Origin of the sequence: Halobacillus ihumii (assembly GCF_902726645.1) — a bacterium.
Classification (GTDB): domain Bacteria; phylum Bacillota; class Bacilli; order Bacillales; family Halobacillaceae; genus Halobacillus_A; species Halobacillus_A ihumii.
The window spans coordinates 1605874-1626566 of the sequence record NZ_CACVAO010000001.1 but is presented as its reverse complement, the minus strand read 5'-3'; the positions used below and the strand labels follow the sequence as shown (position 1 = coordinate 1626566).

The window sequence follows — 20693 nt, the reverse complement described above, 5'->3', positions numbered from 1 at the left end:
TATGATGATATTAGAATAAGTTTCCCTAAAAGGGGAGTAGCTGCAAAGTAAAGTCGTCATTTCGGGAATATATCCCCGGCTTTACTGGCAACGAACGTTGTTAGCGAGACCTTTACCCACAGAGGTAGAGGTCTGTTTTTTTTATGATCCTTACCTTTGTGGTGGGATCATTTTTTTATAAAAAAAGGAGAGTAAATCAAAATATGGATGCTCAATTACTGATTGAATATGGCTGGGTATTACTTGTTCTTGTTGGGTTAGAAGGTATTCTAGCTGCTGATAACGCTCTAGTTCTAGCTATTATGGTAAAACACTTGCCACCAGAAAAAAGGAAAAAGGCATTATTTTACGGGTTATTAGGTGCCTTTCTTCTACGCTTTGGTTCGTTATTTGTCATTTCGTTTCTCGTTGATGTCTGGCAAGTCCAGGCGCTTGGGGCCGCCTACTTGCTGTTTATATCTGGTAAACACTTGTATGATAAATGGAAAGATAAAGGCAGGAATGAACCAGATCCTGATGAAGTAGAGGTAGATACAGAGGGTAAAGGAAAAGGCTTCTGGATGACTGTTTTAAAAGTTGAACTGGCTGATTTGGCCTTCGCTGTCGATTCCATTTTAGCTGCTGTTGCGCTGGCCGTAGCATTGCCGGAAACGCCGTTACCACCAGTTGGGAGCCTGGATGGCGGACAGTTTGCTGTTATCTTGACCGGCGGTATGATCGGAATCATTATTATGCGTTTCGCGGCTAACTATTTCGTGAAACTCCTTAAATCCCGACCAGGCCTTGAGGTGGCTGCCTTTATTATAGTCGGCTGGGTAGGGGTGAAACTGGCTGTCTCCACACTAGCCCACCCTAGTATTCAAGTGTTGGATGAGCATTTTGCCCATTCAACAACATGGAAGCTTTTCTTCTACTCTGTCCTCGTATTGATTGCGGTTGGAGGATGGTTTTTATCAGGTAAGAAAAAAGAACCAGAAAAGCAAGATCAAACCGGTTAATAAATATAAGGGAGTCTTTTTTCAAAAGGCTCCCATTTTATACCTACATATTTTAGGGGGGAAAATCATGGGGAAGGCTGCCGAGACTCAATCTGAGCAATTCAGATATGTGAAAAACCGTATTCAAATGCTGCACCAAGTCGTTGAAACGATGGACCCTGAACAGGTGGAGCATGAAGATTTCTTACGGGTTCTGGATATGATTGAACAACTTCAGTTGAAAATGCAGCGTTTTAAGAAGGATTGGGAAAAGGAGTAGAGTCTATGACAATACAATTTGAGCCCATCACACAAGATGAGGCAGAAAAAAGGGGCTGCAGTTTGTTTATCAAAATTATGCCCCTTTGAAAATCACATTGGCTGTTGCTGTTTTTAACCAAAGGGCGATTAAAGTTTATGAGCGAGCAGGCTTTGTAGTTGTGAAATCCTTTCAGCAGCCTACGAACGGAAGTATATATGAGTTCGTTAAAATGGAAAAGTCGTGACCAAGTTCAGGTCACGGCTTTTTCATAGTTGATCAGCCATTGAAGAGCTTCATAGGTAAGGACACCACGCCAGTCTTGCTTCGCTTGCTCCCAGCTATCCATGTAATCATTCCATTCCCATGGAGGCTCGATAAATGGGTGATTTTCTAATTGTTCCATCACAAACTGCAGGTTTTTAGTGATTTCTATAGTCGGTATTCCTAACCGTGAATGATTTGGTCCGGGTACAAATTTCAAAGGGGAAGGCACATAATCCTGCCACTTTTCCTGACCTAAAACGACGAGGGATTGAACAGCTTTATGTAATTGATCAGATGCCTCTGGCGTCAGCAAGTCAGGGTGTAACTGAAAAAGACGCTGATAACAGTAGATTTCATGCTCAGACTCAAATACAGTTAATTTCATAAAATAGTCCATGCACTGTTTGACCAGTTGATCTACATCAAGTCCTGTTACGGTATTACGGTAACGAAGCAGGTAGCCGATGATTTCCGCGCTTGGATTCCCCCAGTGATGATCAATCCATGACATACCGTCCTCATGAACAGTCCACCAGAAGGCATGCGGGTATTGATTAACTTCTGGCGGCACAGCATACCATCCCTGTCTCTTGGTATCAAACTGATTTTCCAAATAACCAAGCGCTGATTGGATCATTTGATTAGCTTGCGGATTGTCATCGAGTTGTACTAACAATTGCATAGCTACAGACGTAGCGATCGGTGAGGAATGCGGCAGCCTGATGTCAGCCTCCAAGCCATTTCCAAACCCGCCATCTTCATTTTGAAATGCAGTTAGAGCTGTGACTATGTCTTGTGCATGGCCGCCCTTCATCAATTGTTTCATTCTCGCCTTTTCCAGCTCTCTCCCATGCTTCATGATCCAGTTTGCTGCACGTTTATAACCATGTTCTGATAATTTCTGCATTCAATCAGCCCCTTTCTATTGCTTAGTTTCGCTATAAATGGACAGAAATCCTTTTTCAAAAATAAGCAAATGATTTCATTGATGAATACATACTCGTTTACAATAAAAATATAGAATGATTTGAAAAGGAGCAAAAACGATGGCATTTCACCACTTTCATCTTAAAGCAGACTGGCCAGGCGGCCGTAATGAAGTCGGGTCGATTGAGGCTGATAAATTAAAAACAAAAATTTCTATTCCAAAAGAAATGGACGGACCGGATGTTGGCACGAACCCTGATGAAATGCTGTTAGGAGCAGCAGCTACTTGTTACATTATTAGTTTAGCGGCCATGATCGAGCGGGCTCATCTTCCATTAAAGGAGATGGACATGGAATCTGAAGGGATTGTCGATGTGACGGACGGTGTTTTTACGTATAAGAAGATCATTCACAGACCAAGAGTTATCTTGAAGACAGAGGCAACTGAGAAACAATTAACCAGTTTAAAAAGACTGGTTGATAAAGCGGAGAAAAGCTGTATGATTTCTAGAGCAATTCAAGGAAATGTGGAGCTTGAAATGGAAGCAGATCTCGGTATTGAATAAGATCGTAAGGAAAGCCTTTGTCGTGAAGTGACAAAGGCTTTATTTGAAAGGATATTCAGGATATGAATTTCACGTTAGGTTTTATCATTACATACATGTATTACTTTCTTGCTTTGTTCGGCGCTTCCTATTTAAAGACTGACGGAGATGTTTGGACTGAAATTTTTCTAACACAGATGGTGTATGGATTTTTCGTAACATGGATAGGCTGCGCTATTGTCGATTTATTGATCAAAGCAAGGATTAAGCCGGTTCTGCCGATGGCGGGTTTAGCTGGTATCGTATATGGTTCAGGTCTGTTGCTCCTATTTAATGCAGGACCAGTTCCTTTCCTTGTATTATTCGTGTTTTCAATTCTAACAAGTATTGGTTTCATGTTGTTTTGTGCAATTAGAATGAAAAAGAAGAGGAATGGACAAGACAGCCCAGCCTCTTAAAGTTAAAATAAATAAACGTGTGCTTCATACGGAGCCAGATGTAATTCTTTTGTGTGATGATCGTGAGCTTCCAGTTGGTTGGTGAGAAGTAAAGCATCTCTCGTTAAAGTGTAGTCACTTTCAAACTGGGCTTCTTTCCCTGTTAAATTCGCAATGATAAGGGCCGTCTGACCTTCATATGTCCGTGTGTAGGCATACACTTGAGGGTCATCAGGGTCCAGCAGGTTATAGGTGCCATAAGTGAACAGGTCATGGTCTTTTTTCAATCGGATCAACTGTTTGTAATGAGTAAGGACAGACTGTTCATCCTGTTCTTGATGAGCGACATTGATCCTTTCAAAATTAGGATTAATCTTCATCCACGGCTTACCCGTAGTGAAGCCAGCCTGATCACCAGCTGTCCATTGCATAGGTGTTCGGCTGTTGTCGCGGGAGGTGTTCCAGAGGATGGGCATAATTTCTTCATGTGACCAGCCATCATCACGTTTATTTTTATAAAGGTTCTTGGCCGCGACGTCATCATATTCTTCAATGGATTCATACGCGACATTTGTCATCCCTATTTCTTGACCTTGATAAATAAATGGAGTTCCTTGCATGAGGAAATACATCGTAGCTATAGATGTTGCGCTCTCACGCCAGTATTCTTGGTCATTTCCCCATGTAGAAACAGATCGTGCCTTGTCATGATTTTCAGTAAATAACGCGTTCCAGCCGTCATTTTCGAGTCCTTTCTGCCAGCGGGTTAGTACTTGTTTAAGTCCCACGACATCAAGCTGCTGCTCGGCCTCATAATCCCAAAGATCGAGATGCTCAAATTGAAATACCATATCCATTTTCCCTTGTGCGCCTACCCAAAGATGGGCGTCTTCTATACTTACACCATTCGCTTCGCCAACAGTCATAACGTCATAATTCCTATACGTGCGATCTTTAAACTCTTGCAAGAATGTTTGGATGCCTTCCTGATTCATATGTTTATCAAAAGAGGACACATATCGTTTGTTGTCAGGATTAGGCATATCAGGCAGACCTGGCTGCTTTTTAATATGGCTAATGGCATCAATTCGAAAACCATCAATACCTTTTTCCAGCCACCAGTTTACAGTATTATAGAGTTCTTCACGGACCTCAGGGTTTTCCCAGTTCAAATCAGGCTGTTTCGTTGAGAACAAATGCAAGTAATATTGATTGGTCTCTTCATCATATTCCCATGCCGACCCTTCAAAAATGCTCTCCCAATTGTTGGGCTCTTTATCCCCCTGGCCGTCCCGCCAAATATACCAATCCCGCTTAGGGTGATCCAAAGAAGAACGAGATTCAATAAACCATGGGTGCTCATCACTTGTGTGATTTAAGACAAGATCAATGATCAGCTTCATTCCTCGCTTGTGAACTTCATCTAATAGTTCGTCAAAGTCAGCCATTGTTCCAAACTCATCAAGGATGTCTTTGTAATCGGATATATCATACCCGTTGTCATCTTTGGGCGATTTGTACATAGGACAAATCCAAATAAAGTCTATTCCTAGATTTTCAAGGTAATCAAGCCGACTGATGATGCCTTGCAAGTCACCAATTCCATCTCCGTCTGAATCTTGAAAGCTTCTCGGATATACTTGATATCCAACTGCCTCTTTCCACCAAGTTTTTTCCATTACTTTGCCTCCTGTGCAACTTGTGCAAACGTTTTCCTAAACTATGTCATATCTTATATGATTTTGTGGGGTTTGACAACAGAAATAATGTCATTCAAGTACTGATTCAGATAATGAAAATAAGGTTATTTTTATTATCTAAATCACTTGGTATAATAAGACTTGAAATGCACTGGAAGAGGGGAGGGGTTAATGTGAGAAAAGGTTTGCTGGCAGGGTTAGGGTTTATTATACTGCTTTTTATGGTCTGGCTGCAGCCAGCTGCTGAACTTGAGAGCTATGCAGCACAATCTGCGGATGAACCAGTGGAATTGATGGCCTATGTAGATACTGAAATGAAAGCAATCCCGTCCACACAGTCAACCGTGGTACCGATCTGTAAAAGCAGAGCTCTCTTGCCCGCTTTAGTTGTTAACCCAGCCCCCAAGCAAATGTCGATCCCGGATAAATTCAGCTTTAAAAGGCTGTACATATCAGATTCAATAAGGGGTATCGATGTAATGAAATATCAATCTAATTATCTCGTATAAGTCATATACAAATTCTTTCACAAACCACTTTTATTCACACATTAAATAATTGTGACCAAGCTTTCGAGAAAGAGGAAGCTTATTTTGACTTGAAGCCAGACTAAAGGAGATTTGTATATGACATCTAAAATTAAATCAGGTAAGAAAGAACGGTTCGAATATTAGGTTATGTCGGTTATTGTACTGCTGTTGTTTTTCGGTACTATTGTGTTAGCTGGCGGAATGACAGGGACAGATTGGGCAGCATACTTTCCGAATTTCTCCTGGGGCGGGCTCTGGAAGTAGGGGTTATTTCCCTCTTCCAGCCTCGTCACGTAGATGGAATAAGTGAAGTGGTGAGCACGTACTATAGTTACGCATGATTTCACAGATTACTAGCAGGGGAGATAGCTAATGGAATTTATAGAATTACTAAAAGCAATTATTTTAGGGCTGGTTGAAGGACTGACTGAATTCGCGCCAGTATCTTCGACAGGACATATGATTATCGTTGATGATTTATGGCTGAAATCAGAGCAATTTTTAACCGAACCTGTTGCCAATACATTTAAAGTTGTCATTCAGCTTGGCTCAATACTAGCAGTAGTGATCATCTTTAAAGATCGGTTTATTGATTTGCTTGGGATGGGGAAACACATTAAGGTCCACCGCCGTCCTCACTTAAAATTAACCCACATCTTAGTTGGATTATTGCCTGCAGTTGTACTCGGTCTGTTGTTTGAAGATTATATAGATGAGCATTTGTTCTCGACTTCAACCGTATTAATTGGTCTTGTAGTCGGTGCTTGTCTGATGATAGCAGCCGACTTATACAGTACAAATTATCAGCACAAGCGTACTCTTGATCAGATCACCCATAAACAAGCGTTGATAATTGGCCTGATTCAGTGCTTTTCACTTTGGCCTGGTTTTTCAAGATCGGGCTCTACGATCTCTGGAGGTGTATTGCTTGGCCTGAATTACCGGGCTGCGGCTGATTTCACCTTTATTATGGCCGTGCCCATTATGGCAGGAGCAAGCTTTCTTTCGCTGTTAAGTAATTGGAAGTACTTTACACTGGATGTACTTCCTTTCTTTACTGCGGGATTTATCAGTGCGTTCTTATTTGCCTACGTGTGCATTCGCTTTTTCTTGAAAATTATTGGAAGAGTGAAACTCATGCCTTTTGCCATTTATCGAATCGTTCTGGCTCTTGCTGTTTATGTGATTTATTTTTAATGGGATCACCTGTGAAATACGGCTGTTACAAAGGTTTTTATTAGATTATTACAAGAAAATATATTAATCTAATAATAGTAGCTTTAATTTATGTAACACATGATGAAGTATTTAATTGAGGCAAAAGGTGGGTTATATGGAAATAAATGTAGATACGACTATACTAGTACTATCCATTATGCTATTAACAGGCGTTCTGGCCACGAAATTTTCTATTCGATTAGGAATGCCTTCACTTATCTTATTCTTAGGTGCAGGATTACTATTAAATAACTACATCTATTTTGAGAATGCTGGGCTTGCCCAATTAATTGGAATATTCGCGTTAATCATTATTCTGTTTGATGGGGGTACTCAGACGAAGTGGAAAGATATTAAGCCAATTGCCGGTGCTGCAGGGTCCTTGGCGACGGCAGGGGTTTTGATTACTTCCTTTGTAACGGGAGCGGCCGCCGTCTATATCTTTGGATTCTCCTGGCTTGAGGGTCTGCTGCTTGGAGCCATTGTCGGCTCTACGGATGCAGCTGCAGTATTTTCCATTTTAGGGAACAAAAATATTAAGAAAAAGATTACGTCAACACTTGAAGCAGAATCCGGAACAAATGACCCGATGGCTGTTTTTCTAACAATTATCTTTATCGATTTAATCCAAGTCCCGGATACATCCATTTGGGGTGCGGTAGGAAGTTTCTTCGTAGAAATGGGCTTAGGTTTAATTACCGGATTCTTGCTAGGAAAACTTACAGTGTGGGTGATCAACAAAATTGACCTGGATTCATCGGGTCTCTATCCAGTACTTGCTCTATCGTTTGCTATATTTTCCTACTCCTTTACCGCCCTGATTGGAGGGAGCGGATTACTAGCCGTGTATGTGATGGCAGTATATGTAGGAAATAGCGACCTCATGTATCGCTTCTCCATTCTTCGTTTCAATGAAGGCTTCGGATGGATGATGCAGATCCTCATGTTCATGATGCTTGGACTACTAGCATTTCCCAGCCAACTCCTCAGTGTAGCCTGGAAAGGTATTCTTCTATCGATTATATTAATGTTCATTGCCCGACCAATTGGAGTCTTTATAAGTATGATCGGAATGAACTATGATCTTAAAGAAAAGACCTTTATTTCCTGGGCGGGATTAAAAGGAGCTGTCCCTATTGTTCTGGCGACCTATCCGCTTCTAGCAGGTGTAGAAAACAGTGATATTATTTTCAACGCTGTATTCTTCGTTGTTATCATCTCCGCCTTGATTCAAGGCAGTACATTGTCTGGTGTTGGATCTTACTTGAAATTAGCAGGAGATGCGAGAAACCGCTCCATTGGCGAACTTGAATTAATTAATTTAGGAAAAACAGAAACAGAAATTGTTGAAGTTACCTTAGGAGAGGACTCGCCAATCACGGGACGAGAACTAAACGATATTGACTTTCCAAAGGATACGATTATCGTTACGATTGCCCGCGGAGATGAAGTTATTACTCCAACAGGTAATTCAGTAATGCAGGCTTTTGATACGGTATATGTATTAACGAAAAAAGATGAACGTAAGGAAGTCAGAAAGTTATTGACTTCAAAAGGAACGGAAAAAGCAAAGACGTCCTGATTCAAGGATTCATTCATGCTTAAATAAGCACCTCAAATGGGTTGTGTGAGTAGGAAGTGTACACGTCATGCCCCTCTTGAGGTGCTTTTAAAATTCATAAAAAGTTGTCGGTTTTCTGCCCTTTCGTTAAAATGAAGTTATCAATGAAGACAGAGGTGTATCCATGGCTTATAAACAAATAAAGCCCCGTAAAATATATGAAGAAGTTGCTGATGAGTTATTAAATATGATTAAAACAGGTGATTTAAATCCAGGTGATAAACTTAATTCTGTTCAGCAGCTAGCTGAAGATTTTAGTGTCGGCAGGTCGGCTATAAGGGAAGCGCTAAGTGCTTTGCGTGCAAAAGGAATTGTCGAAATGAGACAAGGTGAAGGGACGTTTGTCCGTCAATTTGATCCAAAAGTACTGACATCATCGATAGCAAGCTCGACGCTATTAATGGGTAAAAAGGATATCCGTGATTTATTAGAAATCAGAAAAATATTGGAATTGGGCAGTATCAACTCTGCAGTAGAAAACGCACAAGAATCAGATATTCAGGCAATCAGTAAAGCTCTTGCCGATATGCAGGATGCTAATGGGGATGAACAGCTTGGTGAGAAGGCGGATTTGCAGTTTCATATGGCGATTGCCGAAGCTTCCCACAATCGTTTTCTAATCGACTTAATGAATAATGTATCGGAAACGATGGTTGAAGCGATGTTTGAAACTAGACGTATCTGGTTGTTTTCTCAACAAAGGACGCTTTCAAAAATCTATCAACAGCATAAGCAAATTTTTGAAGCCATTGAGTCCAGAGATTCAGTTAAGGCGCAAGAGCTTATGTTAAACCACTTAACAGAAGTTGAACAAACCCTTTTAAAATATTATCAGTGATACAACGCAACGGAAGGCTCTTAAAATGGTAAAGAGCCTTTTTTGTATGTCATTCAGCAAAAGTACATATGGCATCTGTGTTTTCAAACAAACTCAATTCTATCCTTGCGTATTGAAAACGCTTTATATTATAATGAATAATAACCAGCAGGTCATCTGATGACCATATCTATAAGAGGCCAATTATGAAAAATTGGATTTATTGCGCTGACTGCATTCAAGCTCATTTTCTGTTGTAATTTGAAAACAAATCCCCTGTTGCGAGACAAAAAATCTGTCCCCCTGTTATCTTGATGTGGTGAAAAATTTCAAATAATTTTAAGTCATGTCATCTGATGACCTGTTGAATTGTTGTCGGTTGTTGTTAGTAATGAAAACGCTTTATTTTATAAAAGAAATTACGGTAGGGAGAGTTGAATAGCTATGTTATTGCTTGTGGCATTGAGCGCAATCATTGCACCATTCATTTTTTTGGTGATACTCAGGATGACTGCGTTAAAAGGAATGTTTTTTAGTGCGATTATTGTCATTGCGCTGGCATCTTTAGTCTGGGGAATGGAAGGCAATATTGTGCTGGCATCTATTTTACAAGGTACACATAAGGCGCTTACCATTCTATTAATCTTGTTCGGAGCGATTGTCCTATTAAACACACTAAAGCATACTGGCGCTGTTGATCGTATAAACCAAGGATTTCAAAACATCTCGGGTGATATGCGTGTACAGGTTGTGCTGGTTGCCTTTTTATTTGGTTCCCTAATTGAAGGGGCCGCTGGTTTTGGGACGCCAGCTGCTGTGACAGGTCCACTGATGGTCGCACTTGGATTCAATCCAATGGCTGCAGCAGTCTTGGCCTTAGTCGCTGATAGTTCAGCTGTTTCTTATGGAGCAGTGGGGACGCCCATTCAGGTTGGTTTAAGTAATATTCCGGGGGCGGGCCCGTCACTTTTTCAGGAAGTTGGAGTACATATAGCAACAATCGATTTGATTGCGGGTACATTTATCCCATTTGTGCTCGTTGTCCTCCTGACACTTTTTTTCGGAAAAGGAAAGGGGATTAAGGATGCATTTCCATTGTTGCCATGGACTTTAGTAGTCGGAATTACATATACAGCTTCAGCACTCCTTTATGCTGTATTATTTGGTCCCGGGTTTGTCGCAATTTTGGGATCACTCACAGGTTTGGTCGTTGCTGCATGGACTGCCAAAAAAGGATGGCTCTTGCCGAAAACAGAGTGGACAGATGCCTTGCAAGAAGGATTTGAATTAAAAAAGGAAAATTCAGATATGGGGCTGATTACAGCATGGTCTCCTTATGTTGTGGTAGTTGGACTGTTACTGATTACCCGCATCATCCCGGAAATAAAAGAATTCGCGTTGACAGCTATTGATTTTACCTGGAGCAGCATCCTTGGGGTGGAAGGAATTACATCAAAATGGGAAATCTTATATTCACCGGGTACAGTATTAATTATTGCTGCGATTCTTGCAGTCATCATCCAGCGTAAGTCATTTTCCAATTTTGCCAAGGCATCGAAAGAGTCACTGCTCTCGATTATCACTGCCGGTTTGACATTAGTATCTACACTGGCTTTGGTGCAAGTATTCACCAACTCTGGTATGAATGTTCATGATCTGATAAGTATGCCACAGTATATCGCGCAGGTACTTGCGAGCACATTCGGTTCTATGTGGATTTTCGTCGCACCATTTTTAGGTGAGCTTGGAGCGTTTATAACGGGAAGTGCAACAGTGTCGACATTGACATTTTCACCCATTCAATACAGTGTTGCTAACCAGACCGGAATGGATACAAACATCATTTTGGCGCTGCAAGTTATCGGTGGAGCTGCCGGGAATATGATTTGTGTTCACAACGTTGTTGCAGCATCCGCAGTTGTGGGGTTATCTGGAGAAGAAGGATCTATTATTCGAAAAACATTAATCCCAGCCCTATTGTATGGGTTATTAGCCGGTATTGGAGGGTTTATCTTACTCACAATTATGTAGTGGGATGGGGTACAGTTAATCAATTCAATGAGCAGTGTCACATATATTATGGTTGAATCAATACGAAACTAGTAGACTATTATTATAATCAAAGTAAAGGATGGCCAGTGTTATACATGGAGCAGGTTAATGAGAATAAAGGGGTTATATAGTAATATTTTTTAAACTAAAGATATGATGACCTGTTATTTAAATATGGAATATAGGGTCGGAGAATCCTTACCAATGTTCCTGCTAGGAAAGGGAGATTTATGATGAAGGTATCTTTGTTTGTTACGTGTCTTGCGGAATTGTTTTATCAAGATGTGGCGAAGGATGTTGTGGAGGTTCTGGAGCGGCTTGGCTGTGAAATTGATTTTCCGCACGGGCAGATATGTTGTGGCCAGCCTGCATACAATAGCGGGTATCGCAAGGATGCGCAAAAGGCAGCGAAACAGATGGTTGCAGCTTTTGAGGACTCGGAATATATTGTTACTCCATCCGGTTCTTGTGCGGGAATGTTCAAGGAGTATCCTGGTTTGTTTGAGGAGGATAAAGAATGGCGGGACAGAGCCCAGGCTGTCGCGGATAAAACATATGAGTTTACACAGTTTATTGTCAACGTTTTGGGTGTTGAGGATGTCGGGGCAGCCTATTCAGCACGAGCTACGTACCATACCTCATGCCACATGATGCGGCTGCTTAAGGAGAATGAGGCGCCATTTAAACTTTTGGGAAATGTAAAGGGGCTTGAATTGCTTCCGCTTGAGAATAGCTATGATTGCTGTGGATTCGGGGGCACATTTGCCGTAAAAATGGTTCCGATTTCTGAGCAAATGGTCGATGAAAAAGTCAGGCATGTGGAGGAAACTACGGCTGATATATTGATCGCAGCGGATGGTGGCTGTCTTATGAACATCAAGGGACGGATTGATCGCAAAGGGAAACCTATTGAAGTGAAGCATATAGCCCAAATATTAAATTCACGTGCTTAAGGAGGTATTTTACATGGGAATGAAAATTGGAGATAAGCCATTTTTCGACAGGGTGGATGATGCCTTGGAAGATGATTTTATGCGAAACGCGATGGCTTCCGCTCAGGACAGGTTACGTGATAAAAAACTCGATGCCACAGAACGGGATGACCAGATTGGTGATTGGGAAGAATGGCGAAGTGCCGGTGAGGAAATTCGTCGGCACACGTTAGAAAACCTTGATTATTATTTAGATCAATTGAGCGAAAAATTTGCTGCGAAAGGCGGGCATGTATACTTTGCCAAAACAGCAGAAGACGCGAATCGCTATATTCAGGAAGTAGCCAAGAAAAAAGACGCGAAACGTGTGACGAAATCGAAATCAATGGTTACCGAGGAAATCGGACTGAACGAGGCACTTGAGGATGTCGGATGTCGCGTTGCTGAGACCGATCTTGCGGAATATATTTTGCAGGTGGGTGGTAATGATCGACCTTCCCACATTGTAGTTCCTTCGTTACATCAAAATAAAGAACAAATTCGCGACACCTTTCAGGAGAAAGCGGGCTATACGGGGACGGAGGAACCGAGAGAACTAACGGCCTTTGCCAGAAGCCAGCTGCGCGATGTATTTCTTGAGGCTGATATTGGGATAACAGGATGCAACTTCGCGGTTGCCGAGTCCGGTTCGATTTCACTGGCGACGAATGAAGGAAATGCAAACATGGTCACTTCTTACCCTGATACACAGATCACTGTGATGGGTATGGAGCGACTTGTGCCAACATGGGATGAACTTGACGTCCTAATTAATTTGTTAAGCAGAAGTTCTGTTGGTCAAAACATAACCACGTACGTGACGAATTTGACTCCGGGTGTGGAGGAAGATTGTGTGGACGCGCCAAAAGAATTTCACCTTGTGATTCTGGATGCAGGACGTTCGAATGCATTAGGCACTGAATTTCAATCAGCGCTTCATTGCATCCGGTGTGCGGCATGTGTAAATGTTTGCCCAGTTTACAGACAAATTGGCGGGCATGCATATGGTTCGATTTATCAAGGACCAATTGGTGCAGTTCTGTCCCCGATTCTTGGTGGCTATGAGGAATACGGGGAACTGCCTTATGCATCGAGTCTTTGTGCTGCCTGTACAGAAGCATGTCCGGTTAAAATTCCACTTCATGAACAATTGATCCGACATCGGGAAAATTATGTAGCCGAACAGGGGAAACCTAAAACAAGCGAAAAGATGGCGATGAAAGCATTTGGCGTAGGAGCAAGTACACCATCTCTTTTTCAGATGGCTGTTAAAGGTGCACCAACGTTTTTGAAACCATTTGTAAAAGATGGAAGTATTTCAAATGGTCCGGGTCCAATGAAACCGTGGACATCGATCCGCGAACTTCCCGCGCCGGGAAATGATAACTTTAGAACCTGGTTTAAGGAACACAAAAGGGGGAGAAAATAGTCATGGCTAAAGGGACTATTCATAATAAGGATGTTTTTTTAAGTGAAATCGCCGGGAAGCTTGGACGTGAACGCAGGAAAGATGTTTCCTTGCCAGAGTGGCAGCATCAGCCGCAATGGGAAGTCTACAAAGATGATACCCCAGATGATTTATTGGCTACCTTTCGGCAAAGGAGTCAAGCTAAAGATGCGAAGGTAGTAGAAACAGACCAAACAAAGCTTGCGGAAACGCTGCAAACAGTTGTCGAGGAGTATGGTGGCGGGTCTATTGTTACAACGAACGATGACCGATTTACTGAATACGGGATTACGGATGTCCTTGATACCGATCATACACATCGATGGGATACGGCACTTGGCGCTGAAAATATTGAAAAAGCAAATGCAGCTAATATCGGCGTTTTCTTCGGTGATATCGCCCTTGCTGAGTCAGGAACGATTGTCCAATTCAATGATAAGGATATCGCGCGTTCCGTCAGTCTACTGCCAATTACGTACATTGCAATCATACCAAAATCATCGATTGTTCCACGGATGACGCAAGCTACACACGAAGTTCATAAACAAGTGGAGTCGGGTAAGGACATTGCAACCTGCATCAATTTTATTTCCGGCCCCAGCAACAGTGCCGACATCGAAATGGACATCGTAGTAGGTGTGCACGGTCCAGTCAATGCAGTATATGTGGTAGTTGAATAAGGAACGGAAATCAACACAACTGGTCTTAAATGAATTTCGAGAGCATAATTTTCCCTAATTCCAAACCCTGTACGAGTGAAAATCTTGTGCAGGGTTTGCTTTAGATAAGGGCCAAAAAGTTCCAGGTCTATGCATAAAAGATCAATACAAGCAGCGGGCCAAATATTGAGCCAGTGATGGCGCTTAGAGTCATGGCAACGGAGCTCATGGAGACAGTCTGCTCTCCGTATTCAAAAGCCTTAGACGTGCCAATCGCATGGGAGGCGCTGCCAAAGGCGATCCCTTGGCCCAAAGAACGGTTAACCCTGAACCATTTCAAGGTTGCTGGCCCGAGAACAACACCGGTGAACCCGGCGATCATGACAAATACAGCGGCTAGAGAAGGGACCCCGCCTAGTTCTGAAGCAATCTGCATCGCAACAGGAGTGGTGACTGATTTCGGCACAAGGGAAAAAATAAGCTCTTCCGCAAATCCAAGTGACTGGGCTAAAAGAATTCCGCTGGTAATCCCCATAATGGATCCAATCAGGACGCCCCCGATGACTGGATACAGATGCTTGAGTAATATTTTTCTTTGCTTATACAAAGGTAATGCCAGTGCTACTACAGCTGGTCCTAATAAATGATTAATCCACTGTCCTCCGATCATGTAAGTTTGATAGGGGATACGGAAACAAAGAAGGATGACAATGAGCACAAATGTCGTTGTTAAGGCTGGGATTAATATTGGCCAACGAACCCAGCGGTACAGCCGATCCAGCGCTAAGTACATCAATATGGTAATTACAATTATGATGATTGCGATAAGTACTTCGAGCACTGCTTTTTCTCCTTTCTTTCAGCCGATCTATTGGCCAAAAATTGGCTCGTATGCCCAGCTGTAATCATGGTGAAGAGTGTGCTGACAACGATGATAACAATTAGCAGAATACCGCTGCCGGCAAATAGATGGAAATAATTCATGACGCCGACTGTGGCTGGAATAAACAGCAGAGGTAAATAGGCCAACAGAAATCCTGAGCCTGTTTCCACCCAATGAACCGGGCAAATGCCAATAATTAAAGCCGCTAACAGGAGCACCACTCCGACAATGCTGCCTGGTATCGGCAAATGCAGCTGGGCGGAGATCCAATTACCGACCATATAAAAGATATATAATAAGGCGATCTGTATGATGATTTTAAAGATTTTCATAGATGTTCGGCGTATTTTTAAATTTAAGTGACGCCAGCCCTCCTTATGATAGGATTCAATTTACACGTTAGGCAGAATAAGGGCCCTTGGTTTCAGGTAGATCAGTTCATCTGATGAATTTACTCCTCCCATTTTACTCCTTGCCACATCGGCATGCAATCATTGAAGTTTTACAGAAACTACACTCTTATAGGTTATCGGTGCAGAGAAATAGGTTCAATTCAATTTTTTCAGAAATTATGATTATTCAAAAACAGGTAATGTCTATTTTGATTTTCAACATGCTGAAGTAAAGAGATTTTGTCATATACAAAAAAGAAGGGCCTGATCGTACAGCCCTTCTTTACTCTAAAGTTATTGATTTTTTATTTTTTGTTTCAATTCATTCAAACTGTCCACGGTTGTCTGTGCCCATTCTTTCATTTTGTCAATTTTAGGATCCTCTTGTTTAGCTTCACCGATTAGAGGATAAAGGCTTTCTTCTATTTTCTTGTACTGGTCTGGGAATTGTTCTTCTACTTGCTTCTCAATACTGTCCCAATTCTCTTCAAGAGTTTTCCCGTGACCATTAATTGTTTTGACATCATTTGCTGAATCTTCTAAGCTGCTGTTCAACTGATTTACGGATTTGATCACGTGATCAACTTCAGATGCTAAATTCATATCTTTGCTCTCGCCACTAGATTGATTCCCTTCGGAAGACTCCGTTGATTTCTCACCATTGGCTGGCTCACTTTCTTGTTGATTGGTTTCTTCTTGAGAGCTAGTGTTATCTTGGTTCTCGGCTGTTCCACAGGCTCCCAAGACTATACCGAGGATTAGAATCAAACTGACAGCATGTAATCGTTTCACAGAGAATCCTCCTTATTGGCTTTATTTGTAAGTAGTATTCCCAATTCCTTCAAGCTGAAAACAGGGACATTCGAACGATTATGTGAGTTATATTTCCTTTATCAAGCAGGAGTGGGGTGAATACTCCCTGCAATTTTTGGGGCACTTGTTGGAATCGTAGTGTCTCATAAAGTCAAAGCCCCGATTATAGCTAAAAAGCTAACTCTACGTTTTATTTAATTTATAAGAGTACGAATAGTGCTAACTAATTGCGATCTTAGTAAAATTCATTTATATTTAATATAAGACAATTGAATAAACAATCCTTCGGGGCAGGGTGAAAATCCCGGCCGGCGGTGATGGACCACAACGTTCAAAGCCCGCGACGGGGAAGGAGTCTTATTTCTTCCCCCTGATTTGGTGTAGATTCCAAAGCCGACAGTTAAAGTCTGGATGGGAGAAGGAGCGAGCGTAGAAAATAAGGTGCAAACATTCTGTAGTTGTACCTTCTATTCGCTATACTTATATTTCAATACAGTAAAGCCCTGGAGAAGTTCGTCTTCTTCGGGGCTTTTTTGATTTAAAAATATTGGGAGGTGAGAAGGATGCAGCGCGACGAACGATACATGGCCATGGCTATTCAGATGGCGAAAGAAACGATAGGACAAACGAATCCAAACCCTTCGGTTGCAGCAGTTGTTGTGAAAAATAATCAAGTAGTTGGTCTGGGAGTGCACGTCAAGGCCGGGGAGCCTCATGCTGAAGTCCATGCACTTAGAATGGCTGGTGAAAAGGCTCTGGGTGCAGAAATTTATGTAACACTTGAGCCTTGTAGTCATTTCGGGCAAACTCCACCCTGTGCCCAGGCGGTGGTTGATGCTGGAATTAAACGTGTGATTATCGCTTCTCACGACCCTAATCCAAAAGTGAGCGGCCGCGGGATAGAGTTGATGGAAAAAGCCGGTCTTGAGGTAAGGACAGGGGTCTTAACAGGTGAAGCAGATGAGCTCAATCGCGCATTCTTTCATTTTATAAAAACAAAGCAGCCCTATGTTCGATTGAAATCAGCGATGAGCCTTGATGGAAAGATTGCTACCGCAACAGGTGAAAGCCAGTGGATTACTGGTGAGTCAGCAAGGAAGGATGGCCACTCCTATCGTCATCGATCTGCTGCCATCTTAGCAGGCATTAATACGGTTCTAATGGATAATCCTAAGCTGACGACTCGAATAGCAGGAGGCGGCAACAGCCCGGTGAGAATTGTTCTTGATACCCATTTGCGGACTCCTTCTACCTCTCAGGTGATTCAAAATAGAGAAGCCCCGACTTGGATCTTTACAGGAAAATCCGTCGGAAAGGATGAAATGACCCGCTTTCAAGACTTTTCCCATGTTGAGGTGATCCGCCTGGCAACGGAAACCGTTCAAGTGGAAGCTGTTCTGGACTATTTAGGTGAACAAAAACTTACCTCATTGCTGATTGAAGGCGGCGGAACGATTGCGGATGCTTTTGTTCGGGCTGGGAAAGTGAACGAAACCATTACGTATATAGCACCTAAATTAATTGGCGGCAGGCAGGCCATGACCCCTGTAGCGGGCGAAGGAATCAGTAGCCTGGCCCAACTTGATAATTTTGCATTTTTTAGCTCTGAACAGCTAGGAGAAGACATCAAGCTTGTTTCAGTCAAAAGGGGGGATTTGTAATGTTTACAGGGATTATAGAGGAAATGGGTTCAGTCAAAAATATTAAAAGTAAATCAGAAGCGCTTGAATTAAGTATTATAGCGAAGGAAATTTTGTCGGATATAGATTTAGGGGACAGCATTTCGATAAACGGAGTGTGCCTTACCGTGACGAGTTATTCTGATCAAAGTATAGAATTTGATGTGATGCCTGAAACCTTTAGGGCAACGAATTTACACCAGTTGAAACAAGGAAGTACAGTCAATCTCGAACGGGCTATGGCAGCAGGCGGCCGTTTTGGTGGTCACTTAGTTTCGGGTCATATCGATGGAACGGGTGAGATTGTGGCGAAGAAATCAGAATCAAATGCCGTTTATTATGAGATTGAACTTCCGGATGAACTGATCCATTATTTTGTGTATAAAGGATCAATTACGGTTGATGGAACGAGTTTGACCGTGTTTGGCGTGGAGGAGAACCGTGTCACGATCTCACTTATTCCGCACACGATGGACCATACGGTGCTCGGTGATAAAGAACCGGGTGATCAGGTGAATATTGAATGCGACATGATTGGTAAATACGTGGCCCATTTTTTAGGAAAAGAACCAGAGAGCAGTCAGTCAAAGCTAACGAAGGATTTCTTAGATGAAAATGGATTCGCATAAAGAAGAGGGTGGGAAGATGTTTGATTCAATTGAACGGGCAATTTCAGAATTAAAACAGGGAAAAATGGTCATCGTCTGTGATGATGAGGATCGAGAAAATGAAGGTGATTTAATAGGTTTAGCTGAATATGCAACGCCTGAGATGATCAATTTTATGATTACTCATGGCAAAGGGCTTGTTTGTTCACCTGTCACGAGTCAATTAGCTGATCAGCTTGAGTTGAACCCGATGGTGGATAACAGCACTGATCCTAATAAAACTGCTTTTACAGTGAGCATTGATCATAAGCATACGACGACCGGCATCTCTGCGGATGAGCGGGCACTGACGATTCGTGAAATGCTTAACCCATTAAGCCAAGCGGATGATTTCCAAAGGCCGGGCCATATTTTCCCGTTAATTGCGAAAGAAGGCGGGGTATTGCGCCGTGCAGGTCATACAGAAGCTGCGGTGGATTTAGCCGAATTAGCTGGAGCCAAACCAGCCGGGGTTATTTGTGAAATTATTAAAGAAGATGGGACGATGGCAAGAGTACCTGATCTTCGCAAAATGGCCGATGAGTTTAATATTCCGATGATTACGATTGCGGATTTAATTCAATATCGTTATCGAGTTGAAGATCATGTCATACGCGAAGTCGAGGTACAGCTGCCGACTGAATATGGTGATTTCCGTGCGGTTGCTTATACGAATGATATTGATTATAAAGACCATATTGCCCTTATCAAAGGGGATATCGATCCAAGTGAGCCAACATTAGTCAGGGTCCATTCCGAATGTTTAACAGGTGATGTCTTTGGTTCCTATCGCTGTGACTGCGGACCGCAGCTTCACAACGCACTTCGTCAAATTTCAGAAAACGGCAGCGGGATCCTGCTTTATATGAGGCAGGAAGGCAGAGGAATCGGCTTATTGAATAAGTTGTATGCCTATAAGCTTCAGGAAGAAGGCCTGGATACTGTTGAAGCTAATGAAAAGCTAGGATTTGGTCCGGACTTACGTGATTATGGTGTAGGAGCACAGATTTTACGTGAACTCGGAATTTCTAAACTGAAGCTGTTAACCAATAATCCGAAGAAGATTTCCGGTCTTGGCGGTTATGGCATGGAAGTAGTAGAACGAGTCCCTATTCAAATGGATTCAAGAAAAGAGAACGAACTATATTTAAAGACCAAGCAGTCGAAGATGGGGCACTTATTTCATTACTAATTAAAAAATAACTTGAGGGATCAAGGTGTGAATTTTGCTAATAGGCAGTAGCTAAAGGAGAGATCAGGATGGTTAAAACATTAGAAGGAAACCTTGTAGGAAGCGGATTGAAAATAGGTATTGTTGTAGGGCGGTTTAATGATTTCATTACGGGACGTCTATATGATGGAGCGCTTGATGGATTGAAGCGCCATGGCGTAAACACGGATGATGTGGAAGCTGCCTGGGTGCCAGGCGCCTTCGAAATTCCTCTTGTTGCTGGAAAGATGGCGAACTCAGGAAAATACGATGCTGTGATCACACTTGGTGCTGTAATCCGCGGCTCAACGCCGCACTTTGATTATGTTTGTGGAGAAGCTGCTAAGGGAGTTTCCCAGGCCAGCGTACAAAGTGGAGTCCCTGTTATCTTTGGAGTCATAACTACAGATACGATAGAGCAGGCTATTGAGCGGGCAGGAACGAAAGCCGGCAACAAAGGTTGGGAAGCGGCAACTGGTGCTATTGAAATGGCTAATTTAAACCGACAATTTGAAGCATAAGACAAAATCGCGGGGAGCAGAGGTTTTCCCGCGATTTTTTAATGTGTAAAAATCAACTTTTTGGTTGAAAGAGGCTGAATCCTTTAGCGGGGAAGAATTTCAAAGTTTTGGGGTAGAATAA

At 42.3% G+C, this 20693-nt stretch carries 21 protein-coding genes and 1 riboswitch; of the genes, 16 read left to right on the top strand and 5 right to left on the bottom strand.

Features of this window, described 5'->3' with window-relative positions; all coding sequences use genetic code 11:
• Window positions 1-203 precede the first annotated feature (203 nt).
• Window positions 204-998 carry a TerC family protein gene (locus G6R08_RS08230; protein WP_163527539.1) on the top strand — a complete coding sequence of 265 codons (795 nt, stop codon included), beginning with the start codon at window positions 204-206 and terminating at the stop codon, window positions 996-998.
• 67 nt (window positions 999-1065) lie between these two features.
• Window positions 1066-1257 carry an SE1561 family protein gene (locus G6R08_RS08225; protein WP_079528499.1) on the top strand — a complete coding sequence of 64 codons (192 nt, stop codon included), beginning with the start codon at window positions 1066-1068 and terminating at the stop codon, window positions 1255-1257.
• A 232-nt stretch (window positions 1258-1489) separates the two neighbouring features.
• Here the strand turns inward: G6R08_RS08225 and G6R08_RS08220 are convergent, their stop codons facing one another.
• Window positions 1490-2410, bottom strand: a complete 921-nt coding sequence (locus G6R08_RS08220; protein WP_163527538.1) for a hypothetical protein — start codon at window positions 2408-2410, stop codon at window positions 1490-1492.
• 139 nt (window positions 2411-2549) lie between these two features.
• Here G6R08_RS08220 and G6R08_RS08215 point away from each other — a divergent pair, with 139 nt between their 5' ends.
• Window positions 2550-2996: an OsmC family protein gene (locus tag G6R08_RS08215; RefSeq protein WP_163527537.1), complete on the top strand. Its 447-nt coding sequence runs from the start codon at window positions 2550-2552 to the stop codon at window positions 2994-2996.
• A gap of 62 nt (window positions 2997-3058) precedes the next feature.
• Window positions 3059-3433: a hypothetical protein gene (locus tag G6R08_RS08210; RefSeq protein WP_163527536.1), complete on the top strand. Its 375-nt coding sequence runs from the start codon at window positions 3059-3061 to the stop codon at window positions 3431-3433.
• A 2-nt stretch (window positions 3434-3435) separates the two neighbouring features.
• On the opposite strand, the gene G6R08_RS08205 is transcribed toward G6R08_RS08210, so the two are convergent.
• Window positions 3436-5091, bottom strand: coding sequence for a glycoside hydrolase family 13 protein (locus tag G6R08_RS08205; protein WP_163527535.1), 1656 nt, complete (start codon window positions 5089-5091; stop codon window positions 3436-3438).
• Window positions 5092-5285: 194 nt separating this feature from the next.
• Here G6R08_RS08205 and G6R08_RS08200 point away from each other — a divergent pair, with 194 nt between their 5' ends.
• The 8 genes from G6R08_RS08200 (at window position 5286) to G6R08_RS08165 (ending at window position 14448) form a co-directional block, all read left to right on the top strand.
• Entirely contained in the window at window positions 5286-5621 is a 336-nt protein-coding gene (locus G6R08_RS08200; RefSeq protein ID WP_163527534.1) for a hypothetical protein, read from the top strand.
• Between the two features lie 393 nt (window positions 5622-6014).
• Complete coding sequence (locus tag G6R08_RS08195; RefSeq protein WP_163527533.1) at window positions 6015-6839, top strand: undecaprenyl-diphosphate phosphatase; 825 nt, start codon at window positions 6015-6017, stop codon at window positions 6837-6839.
• A gap of 136 nt (window positions 6840-6975) precedes the next feature.
• Window positions 6976-8442, top strand: coding sequence for a potassium/proton antiporter (locus G6R08_RS08190; RefSeq protein ID WP_163527532.1), 1467 nt, complete (start codon window positions 6976-6978; stop codon window positions 8440-8442).
• Window positions 8443-8605: 163 nt separating this feature from the next.
• Window positions 8606-9319 (top strand): FadR/GntR family transcriptional regulator, encoded by a 714-nt coding sequence (locus G6R08_RS08185; protein WP_163527531.1) that lies wholly within the window; start codon window positions 8606-8608, stop codon window positions 9317-9319.
• A 423-nt stretch (window positions 9320-9742) separates the two neighbouring features.
• Window positions 9743-11329 (top strand): L-lactate permease, encoded by a 1587-nt coding sequence (locus tag G6R08_RS08180; protein WP_163527530.1) that lies wholly within the window; start codon window positions 9743-9745, stop codon window positions 11327-11329.
• Window positions 11330-11583: 254 nt separating this feature from the next.
• Window positions 11584-12303 carry a (Fe-S)-binding protein gene (locus G6R08_RS08175; protein ID WP_163531205.1) on the top strand — a complete coding sequence of 240 codons (720 nt, stop codon included), beginning with the start codon at window positions 11584-11586 and terminating at the stop codon, window positions 12301-12303.
• A 13-nt stretch (window positions 12304-12316) separates the two neighbouring features.
• Window positions 12317-13750 (top strand): LutB/LldF family L-lactate oxidation iron-sulfur protein, encoded by a 1434-nt coding sequence (locus tag G6R08_RS08170; RefSeq protein ID WP_163527529.1) that lies wholly within the window; start codon window positions 12317-12319, stop codon window positions 13748-13750.
• Window positions 13751-13752: 2 nt separating this feature from the next.
• The gene (locus tag G6R08_RS08165) at window positions 13753-14448 is read left to right on the top strand and encodes a LutC/YkgG family protein (RefSeq protein WP_163527528.1); all 696 of its coding nucleotides are present in this window, start codon (window positions 13753-13755) and stop codon (window positions 14446-14448) included.
• Between the two features lie 127 nt (window positions 14449-14575).
• Here the strand turns inward: G6R08_RS08165 and G6R08_RS08160 are convergent, their stop codons facing one another.
• The 3 genes from G6R08_RS08160 to G6R08_RS08150 form a co-directional block, all read right to left on the bottom strand.
• Window positions 14576-15268, bottom strand: a complete 693-nt coding sequence (locus G6R08_RS08160) for an LrgB family protein (protein ID WP_163527527.1) — start codon at window positions 15266-15268, stop codon at window positions 14576-14578.
• Window positions 15238-15642 carry a CidA/LrgA family protein gene (locus G6R08_RS08155; RefSeq protein ID WP_163527526.1) on the bottom strand — a complete coding sequence of 135 codons (405 nt, stop codon included), beginning with the start codon at window positions 15640-15642 and terminating at the stop codon, window positions 15238-15240. Before G6R08_RS08155 ends, G6R08_RS08160 begins: the two co-directional genes overlap by 31 nt.
• 354 nt (window positions 15643-15996) lie before the next feature.
• Complete coding sequence (locus tag G6R08_RS08150; protein ID WP_163527525.1) at window positions 15997-16494, bottom strand: hypothetical protein; 498 nt, start codon at window positions 16492-16494, stop codon at window positions 15997-15999.
• A gap of 298 nt (window positions 16495-16792) precedes the next feature.
• A riboswitch (FMN riboswitch) is annotated at window positions 16793-16942 on the top strand.
• Window positions 16943-17078: 136 nt separating this feature from the next.
• Between G6R08_RS08150 and ribD the strand changes: the two genes are divergently transcribed.
• The 4 genes from ribD to ribH all read left to right on the top strand — a co-directional run bounded on the left by ribD (window position 17079) and on the right by ribH (window position 20572).
• On the top strand, window positions 17079-18176 hold the full coding sequence (gene ribD / locus G6R08_RS08145; RefSeq protein WP_163527524.1) for a bifunctional diaminohydroxyphosphoribosylaminopyrimidine deaminase/5-amino-6-(5-phosphoribosylamino)uracil reductase RibD: 1098 nt from the start codon (window positions 17079-17081) through the stop codon (window positions 18174-18176).
• Entirely contained in the window at window positions 18176-18823 is a 648-nt protein-coding gene (gene ribE / locus G6R08_RS08140; RefSeq protein ID WP_163527523.1) for a riboflavin synthase, read from the top strand. Before ribD ends, ribE begins: the two co-directional genes overlap by 1 nt.
• Window positions 18824-18839: 16 nt before the next feature.
• Window positions 18840-20033, top strand: coding sequence for a bifunctional 3,4-dihydroxy-2-butanone-4-phosphate synthase/GTP cyclohydrolase II (locus tag G6R08_RS08135; RefSeq protein ID WP_163527522.1), 1194 nt, complete (start codon window positions 18840-18842; stop codon window positions 20031-20033).
• Window positions 20034-20101: 68 nt separating this feature from the next.
• On the top strand, window positions 20102-20572 hold the full coding sequence (gene ribH, locus G6R08_RS08130; RefSeq protein ID WP_163527521.1) for a 6,7-dimethyl-8-ribityllumazine synthase: 471 nt from the start codon (window positions 20102-20104) through the stop codon (window positions 20570-20572).
• The last annotated feature ends 121 nt before the right edge of the window (window positions 20573-20693 follow it).